Source organism: Curtobacterium sp. 9128 (genome assembly GCF_007673775.1).
In the GTDB taxonomy this organism is placed as follows: Bacteria; Actinomycetota; Actinomycetes; order Actinomycetales; family Microbacteriaceae; genus Curtobacterium.
The window spans coordinates 1-14,690 of the sequence record NZ_VEAF01000001.1; the positions used below are offsets into that span (position 1 = coordinate 1).

The window sequence follows — 14,690 nt, forward strand, 5'->3', positions numbered from 1 at the left end:
TGGCGCGGGCAGTCCAACGGCCTGGAGGCCGGGGTGCCGTCCGGTGCGGACGTCACCCGGGCCTCCAGGCCGTTCCGGTGCGGTGGTCGCTCAGCGGGCCGCCAGGACCCGGTCGTAGACGGCGCGCGTGCGCGCCGCGATGGCCTCCCAGGTGAACTCGGTCTCCACACGGAGCCGACCGGCGCGCCCCATGAGCTTGGCGAGACCGAGGTCGCTGAGCACCTCGTTGAGCGCCGCCGCGAGGTCGGCCACGTACTTGTCGGGGTCCGTCGGCGTGCCGGTGCCGTCGGTCGCCTGGTCGATCGGGACGACGCGGCCGGTGAGACCGTCGGCGACGACCTCGGGGATGCCGCCGGTGCCGGTGCCGACGACGGGGATGCCGCACGCCATGGCCTCGAGGTTGACGATGCCGAGGGGCTCGTAGATGGACGGGCAGACGAACACGGTGCCGGAGGACAGGACGTGCACGATCTCCTGGTGGGCGAGCATCCGGTCGATCCAGACGACGCCGTCGCGGTGCTGCCGGAGGTCCTCGACGAGCCCGGTGACCTCGGCGAGGATCTCTGGCGTGTCCGGGGCGCCGGCGCACAGCACCACCTGGACCTCCGGCGGCAGCGACGCGACCGCGCGGAGCAGGTAGGGCAGGCCCTTCTGCCGGGTGATGCGACCGACGAAGACGACGCTCGGGCGCTCCGGGTCGATGCCGAGGGCACGGACGGCGTCGTGGTCGACGTCGGGCTTCCACTCCTCGACGTCGATGCCGTTGTAGACCACGTGCACCGACGCCGGGTCGATCGAGGGGTACGAGCGGAGGATGTCTGCACGCATCGCCTTGGACACGGCGATCACCGCGTCGGCCTGTTCGAAGGCCTCGCGCTCCATCCAGCTGGACAGGCGGTACCCGCCGCCGAGCTGCTCGGCCTTCCAGGGACGGAGCGGCTCGAGGCTGTGCGCGGTGACGACGTGCGGGATGCCGTGGGTGAGCTGGGCGATGCGCCCAGCAGCGTTGGCGTACCAGGTGTGCGAGTGCACGAGGTCAGCGCCCTCGACGTCGGCGGCGATCTGCACGTCGGTGCCGAGGGTCTGGAGGGCCGGGTTGGCGTGCTCGAGGCCGGCGGGGGTCCGGTAGGCCCACACGCCCTCCTCGTCGCGGAACGCCCCGAAGGCACGCACCCGCACGTCGGTGTCCGTCCCCGACCGCAGCGCAGCGGTGAGTTCGGCCACGTGGACGCCAGCACCGCCGTAGACCTCCGGCGGATACTCCCTGGTCAGCAGATCGACTCGCACCCGTTCAACGTAACGGGTTCCCAGTGCTGACGCCTACTGTGGACGGCATGGCTCCAAAGAAGGTCTTCGGCATCGTCCTCGCAGGAGGTGAGGGCAAGCGGCTCATGCCGCTCACTGCCGACCGGGCGAAGCCCGCCGTCCCGTTCGGCGGGAACTTCCGTCTCATCGACTTCGCGCTCTCGAACCTGGTGAACTCCGGGCTGCAGAAGATCGTCGTCCTGACGCAGTACAAGTCGCACAGTCTCGACCGCCACGTGGCGGAGACCTGGCGCATGGAGGGACTGCTCGGCTCCTACGTGGCGTCCGTCCCCGCGCAGCAGCGGCTCGGCAAGCGCTGGTTCGCCGGCTCGGCCGACGCGATCCTGCAGTCGCTCAACCTGCTGCGCGACGAGCGTCCGGACATCGTGGTCGTCGTCGGCGCCGACCACGTGTACCGCATGGACTTCCACCAGATGGTCGAGGCGCACATCGCGTCCGGTCGGAGTGCCACGGTCGCGGCGATCCGCCAGCCGATCGGCCTCGCGGACCAGTTCGGCGTCATCCAGGTCGACGAGCAGGACCCGACGAAGATCGACGCCTTCCTCGAGAAGCCCAAGGACGCCGTCGGGCTGGCCGACTCCCCCGGCGAGATCCTGGCCTCGATGGGCAACTACGTCTTCGACGCCGACGCCCTCGTCGACGCCGTGCTCCGCGACGGGCAGCTCGAGACGAGCGCCCACGACATGGGCGGCGACATCGTCCCCGACTTCGTCGCGCGCGGCGACGCCGGCGTGTACGACCTGCAGCGCAACGAGGTCCCGGGGTCGAACGACCGCGACAAGTACTACTGGCGCGACGTGGGCACGATCGACTCGTTCTTCGACGCCCACATGGACCTCATCGCCCCCGTGCCCGTCTTCAACCTGTACAACCAGGACTGGCCGATCTTCAACCAGCAGACGAACCTGCCGCCGGCGAAGTTCGTCCGCGACGGCAACGGCAACACCGGTGCGACGGTCGACTCGATCGTGTCGCTCGGCTGCCTGCTCTCCGGGGCCCAGGTGGAACGCAGCGTGATCGGTCCGTGGTGCTCGATCGACTCCGGCTCGAAGGTCCTCGACTCGATCGTGTTCGAGCGGGCGTCCATCGGCGCGGGCTCGGTCGTGAACCGGGCGATCCTCGACAAGGACGTCGTCCTCGAGGCCGGTGCGCAGGTCGGCGTCGACCGGGAGGCCGACCTCGCCCGGGGCTTCACGGTGACCGACTCGGGCATCACCGTCGTGGGCAAGGGCGTGCGCGTCTCCGCCTGAGCACGGTCGGCGACGCACGGCGTCACGAGGTGCGCGGCACCGCTACCGTTGTGGCGTGCCGCGCTTCCTCGTCGTCCTCGATGCCGATTCCACCCTGCTCGAGGACGAGGTCATCGAGCTCCTGGCCGACGCCGCCGGCACCAGGGCCGCGGTCGCAGCGGTCACCGAGCGGGCCATGCGCGGTGAGATCGACTTCGCCGAGAGCCTCCGTGAGCGGGTCGCCACGCTCGCGGGCCTGCCCTCCGCGGTGTTCGCCGAGGCGCAGCGCGCGGTCAGGGTCACCCCGGGCGCCCGGGAGCTCGTCGACGGGGTGCACGCCGCGGGTGGGACCGTCGGGGTCGTCTCCGGCGGGTTCCACGAGGTGCTCGACCCGGTCGCCGGCGGGCTCGGCCTCGACCACTGCCGGGCGAACCGCCTCGAGGTCGTCGACGGCGTCCTCACCGGACGGGTCCTCGGCGAGGTCGTCGACGCCGAGGCCAAGGCGGTCGCACTGCGGGCGTGGGCGGCGGCGGACGGCGTTCCCCTCCACCAGACGGTCGCGGTGGGCGACGGCGCGAACGACCTCGCGATGATGCGGGACGCGGCGCTGGCGGTCGCCTTCGACGCGAAGCCGCGGGTGCGGGCGGCGGCCGACGTGGTCGTCGTCGACCGGGACCTCGCCGCCGTGCTCGCCGTGCTCGGTCTGCGCGGCTGACGCGCTCTTCCGTCCACGTCACGCGCCCAGCGACGGTGCACGGGCCGGACGGCGCGTGCGGTGTCGCTGAGCGCGTGCGATCGCGCGGGACTGGGGCTAGTGGCCCATCCCGAGGCCGCCGTCGACCGGGATGACGGCTCCGGAGATGTACCCGGCGCCGTCACCGGCGAGGAAGAGCGTCGCGTCGGCGACGTCGTCCGTGCTGCCGTAGCGCGCCGCCGGGATCTGCTTCTTGAACTCCGCCTGCAGCTCCTCCGGCAGCGCCGCGGTCATGTCCGTCTGGATGAACCCGGGCGCGACGACGTTCGCCGTGATGCCGCGGGACCCGAGCTCGCGGGTGATCGACCGGGCCATGCCGACGAGCGCCGCCTTCGACGAGGCGTAGTTGACCTGCCCGATCTGCCCGTACGCGCCGACGACGCTGCCCATCAGGACGATGCGCCCGAACTTCGCGCGCATCATGCCCTTCGTCGCGCGCTTCACCACGCGGAACGTGCCCGTGAGGTTCGTGTCGAGGACGTTCGTGAAGTCCTCCTCCGACATGCGGAGCAGGAGCTGGTCGTTCGTGATGCCCGCGTTGGCGACGAGCACCTCGACCGGGCCGAGCTCGGCCTCGACCCGGGTGAACGCCGCGTCGACCGAAGCCGTGTCGGTGATGTCGGCCTGCACCGTGAGCGCACCCTCTGGGCCGCCCTGCCCGCTCCGGGAGGTCACCGCGACCCGGTGTCCCTCCGCCACGAACCGCTGAGCGAGGGCGAAGCCGATGCTGCGGTTCCCGCCGGTGATGAGGACGGTACGGGGGGTGGTCATGACGGCTCCGTTCGGTGGTGGTCTCGTGCTCGGCGTGGGCCGCTTGCGGCCCGACACGCCGCGCACGAGCCTACCGGGGCGCAGATGCCGCGCGTCTTGTGGACGCATCGTGCTCGGATGCGTCCATGTGTCGGTGCTCGGGATTAGGCTTGATCGCGGGAAGACGGAGACCGAACGCATGAAGACGACGCGACGCAGCACGCGACGCACGACGCAGGCCATCACAGCGCTGCCGGAGACGCCCCAGCGCGACCGCAAGCACCGGCTGTCTCGCTACATCTGGCAGATGGCGGTCCGGGTGATCCTCTTCGTCGGCGCGGTGCTCGTCTACACCGTCTGGCACAGCCCGTGGCTCGCGCTCATCCCGATCGTGCTCGCCGGGGTCATCCCGTGGGTTGCCGTCGTGATCGCGAACGCCGGCTCGCACACCGAGTCCGACTACGTCGCCCCCGCCGGTGCCCTCGTGCGCGCCGCCGACGTCGACCCGCGGCTGCGCGAACAGCAGGAGGAAGCGCGGGCGCAGGCCTACCGCGACGAACAGGACCGCCTCCGCAACGGCGCACAGCACGCGCAAGAGGAGTGGCAGCGCTCCGGGGACCGCCGCGTCTGGGGGCATCGCTGATGGGGGCCACGTTCGACCTGGTCACCGAGCCCGGCTCGACGCCGGTGTGCTCGCGCGCGGGCTGCTCCACGGCGGCGAACTGGCGCATCAACTGGCGGAACCCGCGTATCCACGCGATCGACCGGGTGAAGATCTGGGCGGCGTGCGACGAGCACCGCGACTTCCTCGCCGACTACCTGCGCTCGCGGACCTTCCCCGTCCGGGTCACCGGCCTCGACGAGGACGTCGACCAGCTCGACGACCCGCGCCACGAGCACGACGCCCCGAAGAACGACGTCGGCGAGCGTGCGCGCTCCGCGAACCAGCGATGACCGAGCCAGTGATGACCAGGCCGGACCCGACGCGATGAGCTCCGACTTCGATCCGACGTCCCGGTACGGTCGCCGCCATGCGGAACGCATCCGACGCGCCGCCGAGCAGGAGCGTCGGACGGCGACGCAGGACGCACATGCCGAGCGCGATCCAGACGAGCCCTTCGTCGGCTGGCGCTTCGTCGGGAGCCGGCGCTGGGTCGGGTACTTCGCGATCGCCGTCGCCTTCGCGATCGTCTGCGCCCTGTTCGGCATGTGGCAGTGGGACCGCCGGAACGAGGCCGTCCGCGAGAACGACCAGATCGCCGCGAACTACGACCACGCCCCGGTCCCCCTCGACCAGGCGCTCCCCCGGTCCTCGAGCTGGAACGACGACCAGACATGGCTCCGCGTCACGGTCACCGGACGGTACGACACCGACGACCAGCTCCTCGTGCGCAACCGCGTGCACAACGGCCAGCCCGGCTTCGAGGTCCTGACGCCGCTCGTCACCGCCGACGGGCGCGCCTTCGTCGTCGACCGCGGATGGGTCCCGACGGGCAACCGGCAGGACGCTCCGGACAGCGTCCCCGCGGCCCCGCGCGGTGAGGTGACCGTGGTGGCTCGCCTCCAGCAGAGCGAACCGCGCATCCCCGGGCGCACCGACCCCGCCCACACCGACCAGGTGCAGTCCGTGACCCTGACCGACGTCGCGAAGAAGGTCGACGCGCCGATCTGGACGGGCGCCTACGGACAGCTCGCCTCCGAGACGCCGGCACCGACCGAGGCGCGACCGCTCGGCTGGGACCGCCCGAGTGCCGACACCGGGCTCCACCTCAGCTACTTCATCCAGTGGTTCATGTTCGCCGCCGGCGGGTTCGGCTTCCTCGCGTACCTGATGGTGCAGGAGTACCGGAACCTGAACCAGGACGACCCCGAGGAGCGCGAGCGCGCCCTCGAGCGGCAGCGTCGGAAAGACGCCAAGCCCAAGTCAGACGCCGACATCGAGGACGAGCTCATCGAGTCCCGCCGCTGACACGGCACCCCGTGACCGGCGCCGTCGCTGCGGACGCCGACGCTGCTGGCCCCGATGCTGCTGGCGCCGACTGGTCACGACTCCCCGTCTGCACGTCGTCGAGCGGTCGCGTTCCGTCGCTCCGCGACGCGTGCGCCGACCGTTGGTGACCGCGCAACGGACGTGAGCGGTGCGTCCTGACCGCTCGCGCGGCGGACGGGAGGCCCGTGTCGATGCCGCCACAAGCCTCCCGTCCGTCATCGCCCCGGGCGCTCAGCAGGCGTCAGGCGAGCTCGATGAGCTCCGCGTAGTCCTTGTTCCAGTGGTCCTCGGTGCCGTCGGGCAGGAGCAGCACGCGCTCGGGGTTGAGCGCCTCCACGGCCCCTGCGTCGTGGGACACGAGCACCACGGCGCCCTCGTAGCCGGCCAGTGCGCCGAGGATCTCCTCACGCGATGCGGGGTCGAGGTTGTTCGTCGGCTCGTCGAGGAGCAGCACGTTGGCCCCGGAGACGACGATCATCGCCAGCGACAGGCGGGTCTTCTCACCGCCGGAGAGGACGCCGGCCTTCTTGTAGCCGTCGTCACCGGTGAACAGGAACGACCCGAGGACACGTCGCGCCTCGGTCTCGTTGAGCTCGGTCGACGCCGACACCATGTTCTCGATCACGGTGCGGTTGACGTCGATGTTCTCGTGCTCCTGGGCGTAGTAGCCGATGCGGAGGCCGTGCCCGGGCTGGACCTCGCCGGTGTCCGGCGCATCCGCACCCGCGAGGATGCGTAGCAGCGTCGTCTTGCCGGCACCGTTGAAGCCGAGGATGACCACCCGCGAACCGCGGTCGATCGCCAGGTCGACACCCGCGAAGATCTCGAGGGACCCGTACGACTTCGACAGGCCCTCGGCCATGAGCGGGGTGCGGCCGCAGGCGACCGGCGTCGGGAAGCGCAGCTTCGCGACCCGGTCGACGGCACGCTCGTCCTCGAGGCCGGCGAGCAGCTTGTCGGCGCGGGCGACCATCTGGTGCGCCGCCGCGGCCTTCGACGCCTTCGCACCGAAGCGGGCGGCCTGGTCCTTCAGCGTGGCGGCCTTCTTCTCGGCGTTCGCACGCTCCTTGCGGCGGCGGTCCTCGTCGGCCACGCGCTGCCGCTGGTAGAGCTTCCACCCCATGTTGTAGATGTCGATCGTCTGCCGGTTGGCGTCGAGGTAGAACACGCGGTTGACGACCTCGTCGACGAGCTCGACGTCGTGCGAGATCACGATGACGCCGCCCGGGTACGTCTTGAGGTGCTCGCGGAGCCACACCACGCTGTCGGCGTCGAGGTGGTTCGTCGGCTCGTCGAGGATCATCGTCTCGGCGTCCGAGAACAGGATGCGGGCGAGTTCGATGCGACGGCGCTGACCACCCGACAGCGTCTTGAGCTGCTGGTCGAGGATGCGGTCCGGCAGCTTGAGGTTCGACGCGATGGACGCCGCCTCGGCCTCGGCGGCGTACCCGCCGAGCGCGTTGAACTGGTCGTCGAGCCGGGAGTACCGGCGCATCGCCTTCTCGGCGACGGCTGGGTCGGTGCTCGCCATGTCGAGCGTCGCCTGGCGGATGCCCTCGACGAGCTCACCGAGACCACGGGCATCGAGGATGCGCTTCCGCGCGGTGTCCTCCGGGTTCCCGGAGCGCGGGTCCTGCGGCAGGTAGCCGATCTCTCCGCCGCGCTCGATCTTGCCGTCGGTCGGCTGTGCCTCGCCGGCCAGGGCCTTGGTCATGGTGGTCTTCCCCGCGCCGTTCCGGCCGACGAGACCGATCTTGTCGCCCTTCTCCACTCGGAAGGACACGTTCTCCATCAGGAGGCGAGCCCCGACGCGGATCTCGAGGTCGTGCACGGCAAGCACAGTGGAAGTCCAATCAGTTGGTGGTTTTGCACAACGACGTGCGCAGGAGGTGCACCGCTACGCTGACGGGACCGATGGTCCTGAACAGGACCAGCAGTCCATTCTAGGAGAATCCATGACGAACGCCACCGGGTTCGCTCCCCGCGCAGTCCTCGCCGACCGTCTGCGGACGCACGGCCTCGCCACCGACGTCGCGCTCATCGCCGGCGGAGCGCTCTTCACCGCGGCCATGGCCCAGGTGGAGGTGCCGATGTGGCCGGTCCCGATCACCGGTCAGACGCTCGCCGTGGTGCTCGTCGGTGCGTCGCTCGGGGCACGCCGCGGCGTCCTCTCGATGCTCGTGTACGCCCTCGCCGGTCTGGCCGGTGCGCCCTTCTTCGCCGACATGCAGGGCGGGCTGCACGCGCTGGCCCTGCCGAGCTTCGGCTACGTCATCGGCTTCGTCCCCGCCGCTGGAGTCGTGGGCTGGCTCGCGCGCCGCAACTGGGACCGTCGTGTGGGTCGTGCCGCGCTGGCGATGCTGCTCGCGAGCGCGATCCCGTTCGTCACGGGGCTGCCGTACCTCGCTGTGGCCCTCGGTGCGCTCGGCCTGCCGAACGACCTGCAGGCGGTGCTCGCCGCGGGGCTGTACCCGTTCGTCGTGGGTGGCGTCGTGAAGGCCCTCATCGCCGCCGGCGTCCTCCCCCTGGTGTGGAAGGCGCTCGCGCGCCGCTGACGCGCGTCCGGCGGCGGCTGCGCCCCGGCCCCTTCCCCTGCCCCGTCGAGGTTCCGTAATTGCGGAACCTCGACGGGGCCGTTCGGCGTGTTGTGGAACCACGCCGAACGTGAGCGGCGAGTTGCGGAACCGCGAGCCCCAGCCCGCGACCCCGCAGCGCACGTCGGGACGCACGCATCAGCCGTGCACGCGACGACAGACGGACGGGAGGCGCGGTGCCAGCTGGCACCGCGCCTCCCGTCCGGTGGTCGGTCGCGACTAGATCGAGAACCCGAGCGCGCGCATCATCTCGCGCCCGTCGTCCGTGATCCGCTCCGGGCCCCACGGCGGCATCCACACCCAGTTGATGCGGAAGGCGTCGACGATGCCGTCGAGCGCGTTCGCGGTGTCACCCTCGATGACGTCGGTCAGCGGGCAGCCGGCGCTCGTCAGCGTCATGCTGATGATGAGCGCCGTCGCCTCGTCGTCCCAGGCGAGGTCGTAGATCAGCCCGAGGTCGACGATGTTCACGCCGAGCTCGGGGTCCTGGACCTCCTTGAGGCCCTCGACGACCTCGTCGAACTTCTCCGGTGCGAGTGCGGTGATCACGGTCAGTTCGCCTCTGCTGCGGCCGCGGCCTGCACGTAGCGGTCGTAGCCCTCGTTCTCGAGCCGGTCGGCGAGCTCCGGACCGCCCTGCTCGGCGACCTTGCCCGCGACGAACACGTGCACGAAGTCCGGCTTGATGTAGCGCAGGATGCGCGTGTAGTGCGTGATGAGCAGCACACCGAGGCCGGTCGCGGCCTTGGCACGGTTGACACCCTCGGAGACGATCTTCAGCGCGTCGACGTCGAGCCCGGAGTCGGTCTCGTCGAGCACGGCGAACTTCGGCTTGAGCAGCTCGAGCTGCATGATCTCGTGGCGCTTCTTCTCGCCGCCGGAGAAGCCCTCGTTGACGTTGCGCTCCGCGAAGGCGGGGTCCATCTTGAGGTCAGCCATCGACGAGCGGAGGTCCTTGACCCAGCCGCGGAGCGCCGGAGCCTGCCCGTCGATCGCCGTCTTCGCGGTGCGGAGGAAGTTCGACACCGTGACGCCCGGGATCTCGACCGGGTACTGCATGGCGAGGAACATGCCCGCGCGAGCACGCTCGTCGACGCTCATCGCGAGGACGTCCTCGCCGTCGAGGGTGATCGAGCCGCCCACGACGTTGTAGCGCGGGTGCCCGGCGATCGTGTAGGCGAGCGTGGACTTGCCGGAGCCGTTCGGCCCCATGATCGCGTGGATCTCGCCCTCGTTGATCGTGAGGTCGACGCCCTTGAGGATCTCCTTGACACCCTGGTCGGTGTCGATCGAGACCTGCAGGTCGCGGATTTCGAGAGTGGACATTGCGTTCCTTCGGTTGAAGCTGGATCGCGGCGTCAGCCGCTGGAAGAAGTGGAGGTCAGTCGACAGGGACCGGGTCGTGCACGTCGACGTACACATCGCCCTCGCGGACCTCGACCCGGAAGACCGGGACGGGCTCGTAGGCGGGGAAGTTCTGCGGCTTGCCGGTCGTCAGGGAGAAACGCGACCCGTGCGCCCAGCACTCGAGCGCGTCGCCCTCCACGAACCCCTCGGCGAGCGAGATGTCGCCGTGCGTGCAGGTGTCGCCGATCGCATGCACCGTGCCGGCGGAGTCCTTGACGATCGCCACAGCGGTGCCGTCGACGACCACGCGCATCGGGCTGTCCACCGCGATGTCGGCCGCGGCGCAGACCTTCTCGGCCATCAGGCGTCCGCTCCGGCCGCGACGGTCTCCGCGGTGTCCGTCGACGGGGCGACCAGCACGGTGCGGCCCTCGGCGAGCTCCTGCTCGACGGCAGCGATCAGGCGTTCCTCGAGCTCGGGCGCGCCGATCTTCTGGATGACCTCGACGAGGAACCCGAGCACGACGAGTCGACGTGCCTCTTCTTCAGGGATGCCGCGGGCCTGCAGGTAGAACAGCTGCTCGTCGTCGAACCGGCCGGTGGCACTCGCGTGACCGGCGCCCTCGATGTTGCCCGTCTCGATCTCGAGGTTCGGGATGCTGTCCGCGCGGGTGCCGTCGGTGAGCACGAGGTTGCGGTTCTGCTCGTAGGAGTCGGTGCCGTCGCCGGCGCGGCCGATGAGCACGTCGCCGATCCACACGGTGTGCGCGCCCTGACCCTGCAGTGCGCCCTTGTAGTTGACACGACCGCGGGTGTTCGCCGCGTCGTGGTTCACGTAGACCTGCTGCTCGATGTACTGCCCGGCGTCGGCGAAGTACACGCCGTACATCTCGGTGTCGGCGCCCTGCTGGCCGAGGTGCGTCGACGGGTTCACCCGGATGACGTCACCACCGAGCGAGACGACGACGTGCTTGAGGAAGGCGTCGCGCCCGACCTCGGCGAACTGCGTCGAGACGTGCACGGCGTCGTCGTCCCAGTCCTGCAGCGACACGAAGGTCAGCCGGGCGTTGTCGCCGACGACGACCTCGACGTTCTCGCTGAGGAGCGCCGACCCGCGGTTGTCGATCACGACGATGCCCTGCGCGTTCGGCTCGGCCGTGACGACCGTGTGTGCCGCTCGTGCCTGCGGACCGAAGGCCGACCGGGTGATCGTGATCGACTCGAACGCGTCGGTCGCCTTCACCGTGACGGCGAGCACGGCGTCACGCGCGGTCCACGCCGCGGCAGCAGCGCGGTCCTCGGGGAGCCCTGCCGTGCCGACACGGGGGTCGTCACTCCGGCCCCACTCCACGTCGGCGCCGTCCGTCTGCGTCGCGAGGAACGGGTAGGCCGAACCATCGAGGCCGCCGGCCAGGAGCGGCGCGAGCTTGTCGAGCGGTGCGAACTTCCAGTTGACCTCACGCCCGGTGACGGTCGGGAAGGCCTCGATGTCACCGGACTGCGGGCGCTGGGAACGCGTCTGGACCGGGACCTTGGTGTCCCAGCCGCCGTCCGAGTGCGCACGAGCGCCGTGCTGCTCGGTGCCGGCTGCTGGCTCGACCGGCTGGTCGATGCGCGGGGTGCCCGCGGCGGATGCCTGGTTGGTGGTGGAGCTGGACATCTAGCCGACGGATCCTTCCATGCTCATCTCGATGAGCTTGTTGAGTTCGAGTGCGTACTCCATCGGGAGCTCGCGGGCGATGGGCTCGATGAAGCCGCGGACGATCATCGCCATCGCCTCGTCCTCCGGCATGCCGCGGGACATCAGGTAGAACAGCTGCTCCTCGCTGACGCGGGAGACCGTCGCCTCGTGCCCGAGCTGCACGTCGTCGACGCGGATGTCGATCGCCGGGTACGTGTCGGACCGGCTGATCGTGTCGACCAGCAGCGCGTCACAGCGGACGGTGTTCGCGGCGTGGTGCGCGTTCGGGTCGACACGGACCTCGCCCCGGTACCCGGCGCGGCCACCGCCGCGGGCGATCGACTTCGAGACGATCGAGGACGTCGTGTACGGCGCCATGTGGATCATCTTCGCGCCCGCGTCCTGGTGCTGGCCCGGCCCGGCGAAGGCCACGGAGAGCGTCTCGCCCTTGGCGTGCTCGCCGGCGAGGTAGATCGACGGGTACTTCATCGTGACCTTGGACCCGATGTTGCCGTCGATCCACTCCATCGTGGCGCCCTCGTGCGCGATCGCACGCTTGGTGACGAGGTTGTAGACGTTGTTCGACCAGTTCTGGATCGTCGTGTAGCGCACGCGGGCGTTCTTCTTCACGATTATCTCGACGACGGCCGAGTGCAGGGAGTCCGACTTGTAGATCGGCGCCGTGCAGCCCTCGATGTAGTGGACGTAGGAGTCCTCGTCCGCGATGATCAGCGTCCGCTCGAACTGGCCCATGTTCTCGGTGTTGATCCGGAAGTAGGCCTGCAGCGGGATCTCGACGTGGACGCCCTTCGGGACGTAGACGAACGAGCCGCCCGACCACACCGCGGTGTTCAGCGCGGCGAACTTGTTGTCGCCGGCGGGGATGACGGTGCCGAAGTACTCCTGGAAGATCTCCGGGTGCTCACGGAGCGCCGTGTCGGTGTCCATGAAGATGACGCCCTGCTGCTCCAGATCCTCGCGGATCTGGTGGTAGACGACCTCGGACTCGTACTGCGCGGCGACGCCGGCGACGAGGCGCTGACGCTCCGCCTCCGGGATGCCGAGCTTCTCGTAGGTCGCACGGATGTCCTCGGGGAGGTCCTCCCAGGACTGCGCCTGCTTCTCCGTCGAGCGCACGAAGTACTTGATGTTGTCGAAGTCGATGCCCGTCAGGTCGGCACCCCACGTCGGCATCGGCTTGCGGCCGAAGAGCTGCAGACCCTTGAGCCGGTTCTTGAGCATCCACTCGGGTTCGCCCTTGAGGGCCGAGATGTCACTGACGACCTCGGCGGAGATGCCGCGGCGCGCCGAGGCGCCGGCCGTGTCGGAGTCCGACCAGCCGAACTCGTACTGGCCGAGCCCTTCGAGTTCCGGACGGTCGATGAGCACGTCGGACATGATCTCCTCGTTTCCTTCTCGCGGCAGCGTTCCTGGGTGGCAACCGGCGGCTGCTGGACGCCATTCCACCGCAGACCGCCGACACACGGGTCACGTGCACGGCGGACACGGTGTTGCTGCCTCGCAACGTCATGGTTCCACGCAGCCCTGGGACTGATCGGCGATCTCGGCCCATTCGGAGCCGGCGCCTGCCTAGACTTGACTGCTGCTGAACCCTCGAATCCTACAGGTTCACTGCACGGAACAACAGGAAGGCACCATCCTCGTGACACGCGTCGGAGCACCCGTCGAACCGGAGACCCGCACCCGGTGGTGGTCGCTCCCCCGGGTCGTCGACCAGCGTGTGGTCGTCCTCGCGTGGGCCTCGTTCGTCGTCGAGGTCGTCCTGATCGGCACGGGAGGCCTCGTGCGCCTCACCGCGTCGGGCCTCGGATGCCCGACCTGGCCGCGTTGCACCGCGGATTCACTGGTCTCGACGCCCGAGATGGGCGTGCACGGGATCATCGAGTTCGGCAACCGTCTGCTCACCTTCGTGCTCGTCATCGTCGCCATCGCGATGTTCCTGCTGGTCGTCCGGATGCGTCGGACCCGGCCCGAACTCTTCTGGCTCGCGTTCGCCCAGGGCGCAGCCATCCCCGTGCAGGCCGTCATCGGTGGCCTGAGCGTCCTCACCAACCTGAACCCCTACGTCGTCGGGCTGCACTTCGTCGTGTCGACACTCCTGACGTGCATCACGGCGACGTTGGTCTACCGGGCGATGAACGGTCCGAGGACCAGCCTCCGGGTCGTCCCGAACTGGTACGTCGGCGTCGTCCGCGGCACGGTCGCGGCGACGGCCGTCACGGTGCTGATCGGCATCCTCACGACGGGCAGCGGCCCGCACGCCGGCGCGGACGAGGCCGTCGACGGCGGACGCCTGCACCGCACCGGCCTCGACCCGGCGATCCTGCAGCACGTGCACGCCGTGCCCGCCTACGTGCTGTTCGCGCTGACGCTCGTCCTCGTCGTGGGCGCGGTGCGCCTCCGCCTGTCGAGCAGGTGGGCCCTCGTGCTGCTCGTCGTGGAGTTCGTCCAGATCGCGGTCGGCCTGACCCAGGCCCGTACGGGCCTGCCGGTCGGCCTGGTCGGCACGCACATGGTGCTCGCCGGCCTGCTCGTCGGCGCGGTCACCGTCGTCACGCTCTCCACGCGTCGCTCCGCAGGGCGCGCTGCGGTCCGCGAGTCCGTCCTCCGCTGACGGACTGGAGGCTCGTCTCGGCCCCGCCGCGCGCTCGGCGTCCGGCAGGGCCCGCCTCCGCGTGGCGCCGCGCTGCCCAGCGCACCCGCGCCGCCCTGCCCTCGCGCCACCCAGCGCACCCGCGACGACTCGGAACGACAGTGTCGCTGTCGTACGACGACGACACTGTCGCTCCCCCGCGCCCGCGCCACCCCGCTCCCGCAACGAACGACACCGTCGATGTCGTACGACGACGACCGTGTCGTTCCAGCGCGTCTGCACCGCCCGTCGCCCGCGGCACCCCGCGCTCGCGACGCCCTGCGCCGGCGCCACCCCGCTCCCGCAACGAACGACACTGTCGATGTCGTACGACGACGACACTGTCGTTCCAGCACGCCCACAACACC

The 14,690-nt window shown here is 70.2% G+C and carries 15 protein-coding genes; 7 read left to right on the top strand and 8 right to left on the bottom strand.

Annotated elements, in window-relative coordinates; all coding sequences use genetic code 11:
- Nucleotides 1-90: 90 nt before the first annotated feature.
- Entirely contained in the window at nucleotides 91-1,287 is a 1,197-nt protein-coding gene (gene glgA / locus FS641_RS00005) for a glycogen synthase (protein WP_144758189.1), read from the bottom strand.
- Nucleotides 1,288-1,334: 47 nt separating this feature from the next.
- Between glgA and FS641_RS00010 the strand changes: the two genes are divergently transcribed.
- Both FS641_RS00010 and serB read left to right on the top strand, forming a co-directional pair.
- Entirely contained in the window at nucleotides 1,335-2,576 is a 1,242-nt protein-coding gene (locus FS641_RS00010) for a glucose-1-phosphate adenylyltransferase (protein ID WP_144758191.1), read from the top strand.
- A gap of 55 nt (nucleotides 2,577-2,631) precedes the next feature.
- A complete protein-coding gene (gene serB, locus FS641_RS00015) occupies nucleotides 2,632-3,270 on the top strand; it encodes a phosphoserine phosphatase SerB (RefSeq protein WP_144758193.1) in 639 nt (212 codons plus the stop codon).
- Between the two features lie 96 nt (nucleotides 3,271-3,366).
- Here serB and fabG read toward each other — a convergent pair whose 3' ends face one another.
- Nucleotides 3,367-4,080 (bottom strand): 3-oxoacyl-ACP reductase FabG, encoded by a 714-nt coding sequence (fabG, locus tag FS641_RS00020; protein WP_144758195.1) that lies wholly within the window; start codon nucleotides 4,078-4,080, stop codon nucleotides 3,367-3,369.
- Nucleotides 4,081-4,258: 178 nt separating this feature from the next.
- On the opposite strand from fabG, the gene FS641_RS00025 reads away from it, so the two are divergent.
- The 3 genes from FS641_RS00025 to FS641_RS00035 are packed head-to-tail and all read left to right on the top strand — an operon-like array spanning nucleotide 4,259 to nucleotide 6,028.
- Entirely contained in the window at nucleotides 4,259-4,702 is a 444-nt protein-coding gene (locus FS641_RS00025; RefSeq protein WP_186317502.1) for a DUF3099 domain-containing protein, read from the top strand.
- On the top strand, nucleotides 4,702-5,013 hold the full coding sequence (locus tag FS641_RS00030; RefSeq protein ID WP_395878675.1) for a hypothetical protein: 312 nt from the start codon (nucleotides 4,702-4,704) through the stop codon (nucleotides 5,011-5,013). Before FS641_RS00025 ends, FS641_RS00030 begins: the two co-directional genes overlap by 1 nt.
- A gap of 34 nt (nucleotides 5,014-5,047) precedes the next feature.
- On the top strand, nucleotides 5,048-6,028 hold the full coding sequence (locus FS641_RS00035) for an SURF1 family protein (RefSeq protein WP_144758199.1): 981 nt from the start codon (nucleotides 5,048-5,050) through the stop codon (nucleotides 6,026-6,028).
- A gap of 262 nt (nucleotides 6,029-6,290) precedes the next feature.
- Here the strand turns inward: FS641_RS00035 and FS641_RS00040 are convergent, their stop codons facing one another.
- Nucleotides 6,291-7,889 carry an ABC-F family ATP-binding cassette domain-containing protein gene (locus tag FS641_RS00040; RefSeq protein WP_144758202.1) on the bottom strand — a complete coding sequence of 533 codons (1,599 nt, stop codon included), beginning with the start codon at nucleotides 7,887-7,889 and terminating at the stop codon, nucleotides 6,291-6,293.
- A 115-nt stretch (nucleotides 7,890-8,004) separates the two neighbouring features.
- Here FS641_RS00040 and FS641_RS00045 point away from each other — a divergent pair, with 115 nt between their 5' ends.
- The gene (locus FS641_RS00045) at nucleotides 8,005-8,604 is read left to right on the top strand and encodes a biotin transporter BioY (protein WP_144758204.1); all 600 of its coding nucleotides are present in this window, start codon (nucleotides 8,005-8,007) and stop codon (nucleotides 8,602-8,604) included.
- Between the two features lie 258 nt (nucleotides 8,605-8,862).
- Here the strand turns inward: FS641_RS00045 and FS641_RS00050 are convergent, their stop codons facing one another.
- Genes FS641_RS00050 through sufB form a run of 5 tightly spaced genes read right to left on the bottom strand, consistent with a single transcriptional unit; the run spans nucleotide 8,863 to nucleotide 13,067 of the window.
- The gene (locus tag FS641_RS00050) at nucleotides 8,863-9,192 is read right to left on the bottom strand and encodes a metal-sulfur cluster assembly factor (RefSeq protein ID WP_071300728.1); all 330 of its coding nucleotides are present in this window, start codon (nucleotides 9,190-9,192) and stop codon (nucleotides 8,863-8,865) included.
- A gap of 2 nt (nucleotides 9,193-9,194) precedes the next feature.
- Entirely contained in the window at nucleotides 9,195-9,968 is a 774-nt protein-coding gene (gene sufC, locus FS641_RS00055) for a Fe-S cluster assembly ATPase SufC (protein WP_144758206.1), read from the bottom strand.
- Nucleotides 9,969-10,023: 55 nt separating this feature from the next.
- Nucleotides 10,024-10,353, bottom strand: a complete 330-nt coding sequence (locus tag FS641_RS00060; protein ID WP_144758208.1) for a non-heme iron oxygenase ferredoxin subunit — start codon at nucleotides 10,351-10,353, stop codon at nucleotides 10,024-10,026.
- Nucleotides 10,350-11,648 carry a Fe-S cluster assembly protein SufD gene (gene sufD, locus FS641_RS00065; RefSeq protein WP_144758210.1) on the bottom strand — a complete coding sequence of 433 codons (1,299 nt, stop codon included), beginning with the start codon at nucleotides 11,646-11,648 and terminating at the stop codon, nucleotides 10,350-10,352. Before sufD ends, FS641_RS00060 begins: the two co-directional genes overlap by 4 nt.
- Entirely contained in the window at nucleotides 11,649-13,067 is a 1,419-nt protein-coding gene (gene sufB / locus FS641_RS00070; protein ID WP_144758212.1) for a Fe-S cluster assembly protein SufB, read from the bottom strand.
- A gap of 265 nt (nucleotides 13,068-13,332) precedes the next feature.
- Here sufB and FS641_RS00075 point away from each other — a divergent pair, with 265 nt between their 5' ends.
- The gene (locus FS641_RS00075; RefSeq protein WP_144758214.1) at nucleotides 13,333-14,304 is read left to right on the top strand and encodes a heme A synthase; all 972 of its coding nucleotides are present in this window, start codon (nucleotides 13,333-13,335) and stop codon (nucleotides 14,302-14,304) included.
- The last annotated feature ends 386 nt before the right edge of the window (nucleotides 14,305-14,690 follow it).

What these genes read in the sequence shown, in the direction of transcription:
- FS641_RS00010 (WP_144758191.1), top strand. Translation starts at nt 1,335, where the DNA reads ATGGCTCCAAAGAAGGTCTTCGGCATCGTCCTCGCAGGAGGTGAGGGC.
- fabG (WP_144758195.1), bottom strand. Translation starts at nt 4,080, where the DNA reads ATGACCACCCCCCGTACCGTCCTCATCACCGGCGGGAACCGCAGCATC.
- FS641_RS00025 (WP_186317502.1), top strand. Translation starts at nt 4,259, where the DNA reads ATGAAGACGACGCGACGCAGCACGCGACGCACGACGCAGGCCATCACA.
- FS641_RS00030 (WP_395878675.1), top strand. Translation starts at nt 4,702, where the DNA reads ATGGGGGCCACGTTCGACCTGGTCACCGAGCCCGGCTCGACGCCGGTG.
- FS641_RS00035 (WP_144758199.1), top strand. Translation starts at nt 5,048, where the DNA reads ATGAGCTCCGACTTCGATCCGACGTCCCGGTACGGTCGCCGCCATGCG.
- FS641_RS00045 (WP_144758204.1), top strand. Translation starts at nt 8,005, where the DNA reads ATGACGAACGCCACCGGGTTCGCTCCCCGCGCAGTCCTCGCCGACCGT.
- sufC (WP_144758206.1), bottom strand. Translation starts at nt 9,968, where the DNA reads ATGTCCACTCTCGAAATCCGCGACCTGCAGGTCTCGATCGACACCGAC.
- sufD (WP_144758210.1), bottom strand. Translation starts at nt 11,648, where the DNA reads ATGTCCAGCTCCACCACCAACCAGGCATCCGCCGCGGGCACCCCGCGC.
- sufB (WP_144758212.1), bottom strand. Translation starts at nt 13,067, where the DNA reads ATGTCCGACGTGCTCATCGACCGTCCGGAACTCGAAGGGCTCGGCCAG.